The 12,533-nt window shown below is 67.4% G+C and carries 11 protein-coding genes; 2 read left to right on the top strand and 9 right to left on the bottom strand.

The window, feature by feature from the left end:
- Positions 1–134: 134 nt before the first annotated feature.
- The gene (locus J3A72_RS05855) at positions 135–518 is read right to left on the bottom strand and encodes a BON domain-containing protein (RefSeq protein WP_075076087.1); all 384 of its coding nucleotides are present in this window, start codon (positions 516–518) and stop codon (positions 135–137) included.
- 170 nt (positions 519–688) lie between these two features.
- On the opposite strand from J3A72_RS05855, the gene J3A72_RS05850 reads away from it, so the two are divergent.
- Positions 689–1,732: an oxidoreductase gene (locus J3A72_RS05850; protein WP_075076086.1), complete on the top strand. Its 1,044-nt coding sequence runs from the start codon at positions 689–691 to the stop codon at positions 1,730–1,732.
- Positions 1,733–2,021: 289 nt separating this feature from the next.
- Here J3A72_RS05850 and gnd read toward each other — a convergent pair whose 3' ends face one another.
- From gnd to J3A72_RS05815, 7 genes are all read right to left on the bottom strand, one after another.
- Positions 2,022–2,927 carry a phosphogluconate dehydrogenase (NAD(+)-dependent, decarboxylating) gene (gene gnd, locus J3A72_RS05845; protein ID WP_075076085.1) on the bottom strand — a complete coding sequence of 302 codons (906 nt, stop codon included), beginning with the start codon at positions 2,925–2,927 and terminating at the stop codon, positions 2,022–2,024.
- A 10-nt stretch (positions 2,928–2,937) separates the two neighbouring features.
- A complete protein-coding gene (locus J3A72_RS05840; protein WP_080469273.1) occupies positions 2,938–4,191 on the bottom strand; it encodes a hypothetical protein in 1,254 nt (417 codons plus the stop codon).
- A 2-nt stretch (positions 4,192–4,193) separates the two neighbouring features.
- Positions 4,194–4,790: a DUF2242 domain-containing protein gene (locus J3A72_RS05835; RefSeq protein WP_014648437.1), complete on the bottom strand. Its 597-nt coding sequence runs from the start codon at positions 4,788–4,790 to the stop codon at positions 4,194–4,196.
- A 214-nt stretch (positions 4,791–5,004) separates the two neighbouring features.
- A complete protein-coding gene (locus J3A72_RS05830) occupies positions 5,005–7,182 on the bottom strand; it encodes a carboxy terminal-processing peptidase (RefSeq protein ID WP_014648438.1) in 2,178 nt (725 codons plus the stop codon).
- 247 nt (positions 7,183–7,429) lie between these two features.
- Positions 7,430–8,440 carry a lipoyl synthase gene (lipA, locus tag J3A72_RS05825; RefSeq protein ID WP_032960206.1) on the bottom strand — a complete coding sequence of 337 codons (1,011 nt, stop codon included), beginning with the start codon at positions 8,438–8,440 and terminating at the stop codon, positions 7,430–7,432.
- An 18-nt stretch (positions 8,441–8,458) separates the two neighbouring features.
- The gene (gene lipB, locus J3A72_RS05820; protein ID WP_014648440.1) at positions 8,459–9,169 is read right to left on the bottom strand and encodes a lipoyl(octanoyl) transferase LipB; all 711 of its coding nucleotides are present in this window, start codon (positions 9,167–9,169) and stop codon (positions 8,459–8,461) included.
- Entirely contained in the window at positions 9,157–9,435 is a 279-nt protein-coding gene (locus J3A72_RS05815; RefSeq protein ID WP_005411067.1) for a YbeD family protein, read from the bottom strand. The genes lipB and J3A72_RS05815 overlap by 13 nt, the downstream gene beginning before the upstream one ends.
- A 352-nt stretch (positions 9,436–9,787) precedes the next feature.
- On the opposite strand from J3A72_RS05815, the gene J3A72_RS05810 reads away from it, so the two are divergent.
- Positions 9,788–10,846, top strand: a complete 1,059-nt coding sequence (locus J3A72_RS05810; RefSeq protein ID WP_080281880.1) for a lipid A deacylase LpxR family protein — start codon at positions 9,788–9,790, stop codon at positions 10,844–10,846.
- 435 nt (positions 10,847–11,281) lie between these two features.
- On the opposite strand, the gene J3A72_RS05805 is transcribed toward J3A72_RS05810, so the two are convergent.
- Positions 11,282–12,502 (bottom strand): D-alanyl-D-alanine carboxypeptidase family protein, encoded by a 1,221-nt coding sequence (locus J3A72_RS05805; protein ID WP_014648443.1) that lies wholly within the window; start codon positions 12,500–12,502, stop codon positions 11,282–11,284.
- Between the last annotated feature and the right edge of the window lie 31 nt (positions 12,503–12,533).

Raw genomic sequence — 12,533 nt, 5'->3', positions numbered from 1 at the left:
CCGGCAATATAGCGCAGGCAATCACAACTCTGGAGTCCAAAGCGCGGCAGGCTGAACGGGCCCCCGCAGCCGGCCCCATACGCGAGTGGGCGCCCCCTTCGGGGCGCCCACCCTGTTCAACGGTCGGTGGATGCTCAGCGCTTGGCAGCGGCGCTGACCTTAAGCGCGGCGGCATCGACGCGGGTCACGCCCTTGATGCCCCTGGCGGTGTTGACCGCCTTGTCCTTCTCCGCCTGCGTAGCGACGGCACCGCTCAGGCTGACCACGCCGTTCACGGTTTCCACCTTGATCTCGGTGCCCGGAACGTTGCTGCTGGCCAGCAGATCGGCCTTCACCTTGGTGGTGATCCAGGTATCGGTCACCGGCTCATTGGAGTCGTGACGATCAGCATGGGTCGTCGGATGGGTGCTGGTCGGCGGGCTCTTCGCGGCCGGGTCCTTGGCGAATGCGGCCGAGGAGGACAGCGCCAGGCCCAGGGTCAGGGCGGAAGCAATCAGCGTGCGGGTGGTATTGCTCATCGTGTCGTACTCCTTCGGAATGTGCTGCCAGTCTGGACAACCCACCGTAGAGCAGGCGTGGCGTTGCGGTCATGCCGCCGTGAATCGAAACGTTTCCAATGGCAACCGTTCAGTTTTGGACTGCCAGTCCCCGTCGTTTACCCTGCCCTTCCCACTGCCGGAGCCCTGCCATGCGCCCCGACCTGCAACTGGCCCTGATCGGCTACGGCCTCGCCGGCCGCGTCTTCCATGCACCGCTGATCCAGCACACCCCCGGGCTGGCGCTGCACAGCATCGTCAGTTCACAACGCGACACCCTGCTGCGGACGTTCAGCGATGTGCACGTGCGTGCCACGCCGCAGCAGGTATTCGATGATCCGGCCGTGGATGCCGTAGTGATCGCCACGCCGAACGAACAGCACGCGCCACTGGCCATCGCGGCGCTGGCGGCAGGCAAGCATGTGCTGGTCGACAAGCCGTTCGCGCTGGATGTGGCCGAAGCGGAAACGGTGCTGGCTGCGGCACGCGATGCCAGGCGCATCGCCACCGTGTTCCAGAACCGGCGTTTCGATGCCGACTTCCTCACCCTGCAGTCGCTGCTGGCCGAAGGCAGCTTGGGCGACGTGGCCGAGTGCCACGCGCACTTCGACCGTTACCGTCCGCAGGTGCGCGACCGCTGGCGCGAACAGGGCGGGCCCGGCAGTGGCCTGTGGTACGACCTCGGTCCGCACCTGCTGGACCAGATGCTGGTGCTGTTCGGCTGGCCCGAGGCAATCGATGCCGACCTGGCCGTGCAGCGCGAAGGTGGCGGCGGCATCGATTACTTCCACGCAATACTGCACTACCCACGGCATCGGGCGATCGTCCACGCCGGTTCCCTGGTGGCAGCGCAGACGCCGCACTTCAGTGTGCATGGCAGCGCCGCCAGCTGGATCAAGCACGGCCTGGACGTGCAGGAGGCGCAGCTGCGCCGCGGCGTGGCGCCGGGTGCGCCAGGCTGGGGCCTCGATCCGCGGCATGGCGAGCTGGTGCGCTGCGATACCGAAGACAACGTGCAACGCAGCACCGTCGACAACCTGCCCGGCGACTATCGCCGGTTGTATGCGCAGTTCGCAGCGGCGATGCACGGCGAGGGCGAAGCCACGGTCAGCCCGGTGCAGGCGCTGCAGCTGATGCGGTTGCTGCAGGCCGGCATGGACAGCGCGCGCGAAGGGCGCCGGATCGCGTTGGGGTGATCGGCAGGGCTGCGCCCTGCACCCGTGGTAGTGCCGGCCGCTGGCCGGCAACCTCAACAGCAACGGCAAAAACCGGCAATCCGTGAGATGGCAGGATGGGTCCGGTTGCGGGAGCCGGACCCACCCCGCCTTCGACAGAGTCCCGCGCCCGACGGTAGGTGTCGACCTTGGTCGACACATCGACGTGGAAGCCATCGGAGACGGCTTTTGCAGAGTCGAGCCATGCTCGACTGCCTGCATGGGGTCAGAGCCCTTTCCTGCGGAAAGGGATCCGACCCCGGCTTCGTGCTTACGATTTCTTGATCGCGTGGCCGCCGAATTCATTGCGCATCGCCGACAGCAGGCGATCGGTGAACGAATTCGATTCGCGCGAGCGCAGGCGTTCCAGCAGCGACAGCGTGATCACCGGCGCCGGCACATCCAGCGCGATGGCTTCGGCCACGGTCCAGCGGCCTTCGCCGGAATCCTCCACGTACGGGGCAATGCCATCCAGCGAAGGATTGCGCTTGAGGGCTTCCGTGCTCAGGTCCAGCAGCCACGAACGCACCACGCTGCCGTGGCGCCACACCTCGGCCACCTGCGCCAGGTCCAGTTCCATCTCCTGCTTGCGCTCCATCAGCGCGAAGCCTTCGGCATAGGCCTGCATCATTCCGTACTCGATGCCGTTGTGGACCATCTTGGTGAAGTGGCCGGCACCGGACGGGCCGACGCGCCCCCAGCCACGATCTTCGGCCGGGGCCAGCGTGCGCAGCAACGGTGCGATCTGCTCCACCACCGACGCTTCGCCACCGACCATCAGGCTGTAGCCCTCCTGCAGGCCCCACACGCCACCGCTGGTGCCGCAGTCGACGTAGCCCAGATCGTCCTCGGCCAGCGCCTTGGCGCGGCGGATCGAGTCCTGGTAGTTGGAGTTGCCGCCGTCGATGACGATGTCACCCTCGGCCAGGTGCGGGGCCAGCTGGCCCAGCGTCTGGTCGACGGTTTCGCCGGCCGGTACCATCAGCCACACCACGCGCGGCACCGGCAGCGCGGCCACGGCGGCGGCCAGCGAATCAACCACCTCCAGGCCGGCCTCGGCGGCGCGCTGGCGGGCGCCTTCGCCCGGGTCGTAGCCGACCACGCGGTGGCCGCCGCGATGCAGGCGCTGGGCCATGTTGGCGCCCATGCGGCCGAGGCCGATCATTGCAATATCCATTGTTTCACCTTCAGTTGGGGTCTAGGGTCAGGCTGCCTGGCCTGCCGGTAGCCGCGCAGTGGCGCAGCTGCGCCTCGCGCCAACGCCGGTAGAGCGTGGTATGCAGATTGTGCACCGCCAGGTCGATTGAAAACGGGGTTCGCGGGTTGCGATCGAGCAGGCGGGCGACGTGGTAGCCGATGGGACGTATACCGCGTGGATGCACATAGATCACGAACTGCTGGTAGAACGGATCGTCCAGCAGCTGGTCCATGCGCGCGAGCGTGTCGTGGTAGCGCGGCACCAGCCGTGCGCGCAACTGCGGATCGCGCTCGAACAGCAGGCGCTCGAAGTAGCGCTGGCCGATGCGCGGGATGTCCTGCGCCAGGTTCCAGAGTTCGGCATTGCGCTGGTCGTACCAGGCCAGGCCGCCGTGCTGCGCCAGGGCCTGCGCAGCGCCCTCACCCACAGTGACGACCACGAAGTTCTCGGCCTGGTTGCTCAGGTCATCCAGCGTACCGTTGTCGTACACATGTTCGATGAAGCCGGGCACACCCACGAACGCCTGCCGCCCCATCGCCGAGGTGCGCACCGCCTTGCCGTCGGCGAAGAACTCGCCCGCGTGCGCGCCAAGCAGGATGCTGTCGGTGGCGTGCAGCGCGAGGAAGGTGCCGATCGACAGTTCATCCGCTGCGAACTCTGTATCGAACGCAGCATCGCCATACAGCTCGCGCTGGGTGGCCAGCTGCGCGACCTGGCGGCCGACACCGCACTCGGCGCGCACGGCACCGCTGTAGAACGCCTGCAGCGCATGGCTGTTGCCCGCACTGGGCACGAAGCCACGGCCGAAACTGCGCGTACGCTGCCAGCCCTGTGCCGGCGCGCCGCGCAGACCAAAGCCGATCCAGCCCAGTTGCGGGCCGGAGAAGCGGAACGTGGCATTGCCCTGCAATGCCGAGGTCGCGCGCCGCGTGGCCGCCCCCAGCTCGAAGGCATAGGCGCAGACCGTAGCAGGGTCTTCCAGCAGCTGCTGCAGCAGTGCCTGTCGTTCGCCTGCAGGCAGATCCGCCGGCCAGCGTACGCGCAGGTCACCCGCTGCCTGTGCCGCGGCGAGCGAGGAACGCGTACACACCGGGCCCTTGTGTACCTGCGGTGCACGCAGCTCGGCATCCTCGAAGCGCCACCCCAACCGCTGCAGCAGACCCTGCGTACAGCCCGGGGATGGCGCTGCGACGACCCACGCGGGCGCCAGCAGCAGGGCTGCAATCAGCCACCTGCCGCGCACGCTCAGCCCTGGTCCGTGACCGCCGGTGCGGGTGCGGGCTCCGGTGCCGCCGCCGGCGATGGCGGCGGCTTGCCCGCCGCGGCCGGCAGGTACTGCTGCAGGCGCTGGAAGAAGCGACGATAGAACTCGGCATCGGTGACCGTGCTGCTGGCCACCTTCACCAGCGAGTCGTCGTTGCTGCCGAAGGGCAGCGATACCGAACCCAGCGCTCCCACACCGACACTGGCCGAGGTCGGGCTCTTCTTCAGCGCGTAGCGATCCTGCACTGCGCTGACGAACACCAGCGTCTGGCCGCCACGCGGGGCGCAGGAGATGCGCAGCACCAGCTGCTCATGGTCATCCTCGCGCGGCTGGAAGTTCTTGTTGCCTTCCACCTGTGCATCGTCGGAACGGGCGATGGCATAGCCCTGGCTGAGCAGCGTGCGGCGCGCCGCTTCGCAGGCTTCGCCCGGGCGCCCATCGACCGTGCGCGAGAAGGTATCGCCGGAATCGAAGGACTCGCGCAACACGGTGCTGTCGGCGGCACGGCCACCGCAGGCCGAGAGGATCAGGGCGCTGGTGAGCGCCACGGCGGCGCTGGAAAGACGGGAGGCCCGCATGGGTACTCCTGCGAGAACGGAAGCACCAAGGGTAGTCCCACCCCCGTGTGCGGCAGGTCGACATACCCTCCCACGTTGCTCCCGGTTCATGCACGAAAAAGGGGACGGAGGGAATTAAGTCGTTTGTGCCACAAACGACTTAATTCCCTCCGTCCCCTTTTACGCCGAGGGGCCGGCAATGCCGGCCCCTGAGGTGTCACATGCCGTGGCCGGCTCAGTCCGCCCAGCGCCCCGCGCCGGTGGACTGCGGCAGCACCTGGGCCGACAGCGGGCGGTCATTGGCCAGCAGATTGACCGCGTCAGCGAGGATCGAGGCCGACTCGCGCAGCAGCGGGTCCGGACGCTTTTCAGCGGCCTTCTCACGGGCGGCATCCTTCACGATGTCGCGCTCGTTGCCGGTCAGGCCATCGTCGCTGCTGTCGTCGGCCAGCGGGTCCAGGGCCAGGCCCAGTTCCTTGCGCTGCACCTGGCGCTCCTTGCGCTGGGCGTCCTGGCGCTCGCGCTCGGCACGACGGGTCGCCTCGTTGAGCGAGATGTACTTCTTCGCGGCCTCGGTGCGGAACTGCTCCACGTCCTCGTTCCACCACTGGAATTCCTTGTCAGTGGCGATGCGCGCGTCGTGACGGGTCTCCAGCTTCGGCAGCAGCGGCGCGAAGTTGCCGTACTGGGTGTGCGGCACGGCGGCGATGCGGGTCCACGGCAGGGCGTTGTCGTAGGTGCTTTCGCCGAATTCGGTGGCATCGACGCTGGCCGGGAAGGCCAGGTCCGGCACCACACCCTTGTGCTGGGTGCTGCTGCCGCTGATGCGGAAGAACTGGGCGATGGTCAGCTTGACCTGGCCGAAGCGCTGGGTCTCGCCGCTCGGCCAGCGATCGAGGTCGACGATGTTCTGCACGGTGCCCTTGCCGAAGCTGGTTTCACCGATCACCAGGCCACGGCCGTAGTCCTGGATGGCACCGGCGAAGATCTCCGAGGCCGAGGCCGAACCGCGGTTGATCAGCACCGCCAGCGGGCCGTCCCACGCCACGCCCTGGTTGCGGTCGCTGTTGACGGTAACGCGGCCACCGGACTCGCGCACCTGCACCACCGGCCCCTGTTCAATGAACAGGCCGGTCAGTTCGATCGCTTCATCCAGCGAGCCCCCCCCGTTGTTGCGCAGGTCCAGCACCACGCCATCCAGCTTGTCGTTCTTGAAGCCGGCCAGCAGCTTGGCGACGTCGCGGGTGGCCGAGGCGTAGTCAGCGGCGTTGCGGCGACGGCCTTCGAAGTCCTGGTAGAAGGTCGGCAGCTTGATCACGCCGATCCTGCGCGCCGGTTCGCCGTTGGCGGCCGGGATGCTCATGGTCTCGCCCTTGGCGGCCTGTTCGGCCAGGCGCACCTTCTGGCGGGTCAGGACCAGCGTGTGGTGCTTGCCGTCCACGCCCTCGGCGGCCGGGATGAATTCCAGCTTGACCTGGGTATCCTTGGCACCGCGGATCTTGGCCACGACGTCGTCGATGCGCCAGCCGATCACATCCTCGACCAGGCCGGACTTGCCCTGGCCAACGCCGACGATGCGGTCCCCCGGCTTCAGGGTGCCGTCCACTGCGGCCGGACCACCGGCGATGATCTCGCGGATCACCACCATGTCGTCCTGCCGCTGCAGCTGCGCACCGATGCCTTCCAGCGACAGCGACATCGCCTGGTTGAAGTTCTCGGCGGTGCGCGGGGTGAAGTAGTCGGTGTGCGGATCAACCGCGCTGGTGTAGGCGTTCATGAAGAACTGGAAGACGTCTTCGCCCTTCAGCTCGTTGACCGACTTCTCCAGCGTCGCGTAGCGCTTGTCCAGCGTCTTGCGGATGTCGTCCGGCTTCTTGCCGGCCAGCTTCAGGCGCAGCCAGTCGTTCTTCACCGACTTGCGCCACAGCTCATCCAGTTCGGCACTGCTGGCCGCCCACGGAACCTTCTTGCGGTCGTATTCGAAGCGCTCGTCGGTGGTGAAGTCCGGCTCCTGCTTGAGCAGCTTGCGCGCATAGGCCACGCGCTCGCCGACGCGCTGCTTGTAGACCGCGAACACCTGGAACGCCGGCTCCAGCTCGCCGCCACGGATGGCCGAAGAGATGTTGGCTTCGAACGGCGCGAAGCGCGCCACGTCGGCCTGGGTGAAGTACTGCTTGCCGCCGTCCAGGGTCTCCAGGTAGCGCTTGAACACGTCCTTGGAGGTGGCCTCGTCCAGCGCGCGCGGGCGGTAGGCGTAGCGGCTGTCGGACAACAGGCCGTACACCAGCTTGGAGGTGGTCACCTGATCGGCGGTGGCCGCCGCGGGCAATGCGGGCGAGTCGGCCTTGGCCGCCAGCGCCAGCGGCGCGACCAGCGCCAGGGCCATCAGGAATGCGGGGGCTTTGAATTTCATTGACGTGCTCGAAGGCGCCTTGCCAAGGGGGAGACTGCAGGGTGTTCAGACACCACGACAGTGCCGAAAGTTGCCGGGTTTGTCATCCGGCCGCGCTCGGTGGAAAACCAGCCTAGCCGGGCCGGTGTAGCAAATTGTGAATGCAGGTAGAGCCGAGCCCATGCTCGGCTGGCCGGCAGCAAGCAGCCGAGCATGGGCTCGGCTCTACGGCAGGCAGAGGCGTGCGGACCAACGGTCCGCACCCACCTCAGGAGATGCCGGCGCCCTTGGCCTGCACGTCAGCGTGGTACGACGAGCGCACCATCGGGCCGGACGCCACGTGGCTGAAGCCCAGCGCGTAGCCGTAGTCTTCCAGCGCCTTGTAGTCCTCGGGGGTCCAGTACTTCAGTACCGGGTGGTGATGCGCGGTCGGCTGCAGGTACTGGCCGATGGTGATCATGTCCACGTCGTGCGCGCGCAGGTCGCGCATCGTGGCCTTGATCTGTTCGAAGTCTTCGCCCAGGCCCAGCATGATGCCGCTCTTGGTCGGCACGTCCGGGTGCTGTGCCTTGAAGTTCTTCAGCAGGTTCAGCGACCACTGGTAGTCCGCACCCGGGCGCACGTTGCGGTACAGGTCCGGCACGGTCTCGATGTTGTGGTTGAACACATCCGGCGGGTTCTGCGCCAGGATCTCCAGCGCGCGCTCCATGCGGCCCTTGCCACGGAAGTCCGGGGTCAGCACTTCGATGCGGGTACCCGGCGACTTTTCGCGGATGGCGGTGATGCAGTCGACGAAGTGCTGGGCACCGCCGTCACGCAGGTCATCGCGGTCGACGCTGGTCACCACCACGTACTTCAGGCCCATGTCGGCCACGGTCTGGCCGAGGCTGGCCGGTTCGTTGGCATCCGGCGGCTTCGGGCGGCCATGGGCCACGTCGCAGAACGAGCAGCGGCGGGTGCAGACCTCGCCGAGGATCATGAAGGTGGCGGTGCCATGGCCGAAGCATTCGTGGATGTTCGGGCAGCTGGCTTCCTCGCACACCGTCACCAGGCGGTTCTCGCGCAGCTTGGCCTTCAGGTTCTGCACGGCGTTGCCCGAGGGAATGCGCACGCGGATCCACGACGGCTTGCGCAGCACCGGCGCATCGGCGAACTGCACCGGCGAACGGTTGATCTTGTCACCGCCCAGCTGCTTGACCCCGGCCTGCAACGGCGCGGCGGACGGAGAGTCGCCCTGCACGATCTGCAGGGGAATGGAACGGGCGGTGGTTTCAGTCATGGCAGTTCCGGGGGGCGGTCAGGCGGCCGCAGAAAGATCGGGCAGTTCCGGCGTGTGCTGCAGCAGCAGGCCGAACTGGCGGGCCAGGTGGTCCAGCAGCACCGGCTTGACGGCATCCAGCCCGGAGGGGCCGCCCAAGTCTACCACCGAGGTCACCTGCAACCCCTGATAGCCACAGGGGTTGATGCGGTGGAAGGGTTCCAGGTCCATGGCCACGTTGAAGGCCAGGCCATGGAAAGTGCAGCCGCGGCGCACGCGGATGCCAAGCGCAGCGATCTTGGCGCCACCGACGTAGACGCCCGGGGCGCCCTCGCGGCGTTCGGCGCCGATGTTCCACTCGGCCAGGGTATCGATGAGGGCCTGCTCGATGCGGCACACGTAGTCGCGCACACCGATGCCCAGCCGCGGCAGGCGCAACAGCGGGTAGACCACGATCTGGCCGGGCCCGTGATAGGTCACCTGGCCGCCACGGTCCACGTGCAGCACGGGGATGTCACCCGGCGCCAGCACGTGCTCATCCTTGCCGGCCTGGCCCAGGGTGAACACCGGATCGTGCTCGACTACCCACAGTTCGTCGGCGTCGGCGTCGCTGCGCTGGTCGGTGAAGCGCTGCATGGCGCGCCACACCGGCTCGTACGCCTGGCGGCCGAGGTCGCGGACCACCGCCGGACGCGGCGCGCGGTCTTCCGGGGCGGCTTCGGCCGGGCAGCTGTCGGCTACAGCGTCCACTTCACTTCCGGGTGGTCGCGCAGCGCCTGGTGCGCCAGGTCGTACTGCTCGCGGCTCTCGGCCTTGAACACGATGCGGACGGACACGTACTTGCCGTTGGACGAATGCTTCCAGCTGATGCGTTCGTTCACCACATCGATGCCGGCAGCCAGCAGCAGACGGGGAAGCTCATGCTCCAGGCCGCGGTTGGCCGGGCCCATGGCGCTGAGCTCGAACTGGCCGGGGAACTGGAAGCCGTGGTCGGGGTTGTCGGACTTGATTTCCATGGCCCCATTATCGGGCCGCAGGGCAACAAACCCAAGAGTATTCACCAACGTCAAAGACAGCACTGGCGGCCTGCTGCGTTGCAGGTGGCCCAAAAGCGCGGGCGGAGAGCCCAACGGCAGCTGACTGGTTCTTTCGGCCCCTCAATGACCGGGGCATCATGCGCGCGGCCTGCAGTCGCCTTCACGCCAGGCCTGCGGCGCGTGCGCGGGTAACGAATTGTGTCCGCCGGACAATGTTGTTTTCGGAACAGACAAGTGATCCCAACGTGCTCGTTCCGGCGCGCGGGCACGAGTACCGTAGCGTTGCAGAAAACGACAGAAAACCGCCCCCTTCCCCATGAGCATTCCATCCATGCGTAGTGTCGCAGCCCTCGGGCTGGCCGGCCTGCTGGCCTCTGCCCTCCCCTTTGCCGCCCAGGCGGCCGAACAATGTGGCCCGGACGCGATGCGCGATCACCCGCCGCAGGTCAATTTCCGCGTCGACAACGACCTGTTCGGCGGCCGCCACCAGGACCAGGGCTATACCAACGGTGCGCTGTTGACCCTGGTCTCGCCCAATCTGGTCGATTACACCGACGACCCGTGCCTTCCGCGCATGGCGCGCTGGGTGAACCAGTACCTGGAAGGCCTGCATCCGGGCAGATTCGAACAGCAGAACATGATCTTCAGCATCGGCCAGGGCATCTTCACCCCGACCGATTTCAGCCGCAGGGACCTGATCGAGGACGACCGCCCTTACGCGGGCGTACTGATCGCAAACTTCGGTTTCAATGCGCGCAGCGGCGACCGCCTGCAGACCACCCAGCTGACGTTGGGCGTAGTTGGCCCGTGGGCACAGGGCAAGCAGGTGCAGAATGCCGTGCACGAAGTGCTGGGCGACGAGAAATTCAAGGGCTGGGACAACCAGCTGCACAACGAGCCGCTGTTCATGCTGACCCATGAGCGCATGCGCCGCTGGCCGGGTGATGCCAGCATCAATGCCGACGGCTGGGGTTGGGACGCGATCAGCCACTACGGCGGCTCGATCGGCAACCTGGAAACCAAGGCCAACCTCGGCGGTGAAGTGCGCTTCGGCTGGAAGCTGCCGGACGACTTCGGCAGCACGCCGTTGCGCCCGGCCGGTGAGAACACGGCACCGACCCGCAGCGGCCGTCCCAATGGCTGGTCCTGGCACCTGTTCGCGACCTCGGACGCGGCCTGGGTGATCCGCGACATCACGCTGGATGGCAACACGTTCCGCAACAGTCACAGCGTGGACAAGCGCCATGTGGTGGCCTACGGCGGCTATGGCGTGGCCGTGATGTACGGACGCTGGAAGTTCGCCGCTGCGCGTTACCACAGCACGCGGGAGTTCAACGGCCAGCGCCAATCGCCGGTGTTCGGCAGTTTCACCATCAGCCGCTCGCTGTAGGCGAGGGGCTGAGGGTGAAGCGGGTAGGTGCCGACCGTTGGTCGGCACACCGGTTACCGCATCGCTCGCTGCAAGTCAGGCGCTGCAGGTGGTGCCGGCCGCTGGCCGGATGCCGGCAGTTCCGGATGAGTTGCTGGGGAGCCGGCCAGCGGCCGGCTCTACCCGCATCCGGGTGGGCTCATGCGGAGCCGGCCAGCGGCCGGCTCTACCCGCATCCGGGTGGGCTCATGCGGAGCCGGCCAGCGGCCGGCTCTACCCGCATCCGGGTGGGTTCATGGGGAGCCGGCCAGCGGCCGGCACGACCCGCATCCGGATGGGCTCACGCGGAGCCGGCCAGCGGCCGGCTGTACCCCCCGCGTGCGGGGGGAAGCGGCCTTCCGAAACAGAAAAGGCCGGCATTTGCCGGCCTTTTCGTTCACCACGCCAAGGCGTGGATCATTCCGATTCCCACCACATCCAGAAGCTGTCCCACAGGCGCTTGAAGAAGCCGGCCTGCTCGACGGCGGCCACGGCCACCAGCGGTGCCTCGGCGATGACCTTGCCATCCAGCGTGACCTTCACGGTGCCGATCTGCTGGCCGGCAGTGAACGGTGCTTCCAGGGTCTTGGGCACGTCGATGCTCGGCTTCAGGTCGTTGTAGCGGCCGCGCGGCACGCTCACCAGCATCGGCTGGGCCACGCCCAGCTGTACCTTGTCGGTGGTGCCCTTCCAGACCTTGTGCTCGGCCACGGCCTTGCCCGGCTCGTACAGGCGGTGGGTCTCGAAGAAGCGGAAACCCCAGTTCAGCAGGGCCAGGCTGTCGTCGGCACGCTGCTTCTCCGACGCACCACCCAGCACTACGGCGATCAGGCGCTGGTCGCCACGCTGGGCCGAGCTCATCAGGCAGTAGCCGGCTTCGGACGTGTGGCCGGTCTTGATGCCATCCACGCTGCCATCGCGCCACAGCAGCAGGTTGCGGTTCGGCTGCTTGATGTTGCCGACCTGGAATTCCTTGATCTTGTTGTACGCGTAGGTTTCCGGGTAATCACGCACCATCGCGCGGCCCAGCAGCGCCAGGTCGTAGGCGGTGCTGTGGTGGCCCTGTGCGGTCAGGCCGTGGGCGTTGACGAAGTGCGAGTCCTTCATGCCGATCTTGGCGGCGTAGCTGTTCATCAGCGACGCAAAGGCCTCTTCGCTGCCGGCCACATGCTCGGCCAGGGCGATCGCGGCGTCATTGCCGGACTGGATCGCCATGCCCTTTTCCATGTCTTCCAGGCGTGCGGTCTGGTTGACCGGGAAGCCGCTGTAGCTGCCGTCGGTACCGGCGCCACCTTCGCGCCAGGCGCGCTCGCTCATCATCACCTGGTCATCTGCACGGACCTTGCCGTTCTTGACCTCGGCGGCAACCACGTACGACGTCATCACCTTGGTGATGCTGGCCGGGGCCAGCTGCTCGTGGATGTTCTCGCCGGCCAGCACCTGGCCGGTGGCGTAGTCCATCAGGACCCAGGCCTTGGACACGCTCGGGGCCGGGGCCGGCGGGGTCGCGACGGTGGCCGGGGCGGCAGCGGCGGCGGCAGGCGCCGGCGTGGCCGGGGTCGGCAGCGGCGTCTGGGCGGAAGCCAGGCCCACCACCAGGGTGGCGGCCAGGGCGGTGGCGGCGGAACGGAAATTCATTGGACAGCAGGCTCCAGGGGACGGCCGGGAA

The organism is Stenotrophomonas sp. PvP093 (genome assembly GCF_017876915.1).
GTDB lineage: Bacteria > Pseudomonadota > Gammaproteobacteria > Xanthomonadales > Xanthomonadaceae > Stenotrophomonas > Stenotrophomonas muris.
Note: the sequence above shows the minus strand (reverse complement) of the source record. Positions and strands in the feature narration are given on the sequence as shown.